At 30.8% G+C, this 253-nt stretch carries 1 protein-coding gene; it reads right to left on the reverse strand.

Annotated elements, in window-relative coordinates; all coding sequences use genetic code 11:
- A partial coding sequence (locus tag R2R70_RS21750) for a gamma-glutamyltransferase (protein WP_410979160.1) occupies window positions 1-253 on the reverse strand: 253 nt, incomplete at both ends.

Below are 253 nucleotides of genomic sequence, written 5' to 3' on the forward strand. Positions count from 1 at the left end.
ATTTTTTATCTTTTCTGCTATTTCCAACCCACGTTGTGTACTTAATAATTCATTAACGTGGATCTTTACAAAATCAGGATCAGACAAATAACAATCTCGGTCCTTAAAGGCATATTTAATTGCTTCTACAAGTACATGGTAATAAGTAGAGGAACCTTCTTTAATTTCACCCATGTCAATATGATTTAATATATTTAAAATAGACAATGAAGCCATACCTTGAGTGTTTGGTGGCAAATTATAAGCTGTATAT

Origin of the sequence: Cobetia sp. SIMBA_158 (assembly GCF_046566945.1) — a bacterium.
Classification (GTDB): Bacteria; Pseudomonadota; Gammaproteobacteria; order Pseudomonadales; family Halomonadaceae; genus Cobetia; species Cobetia amphilecti.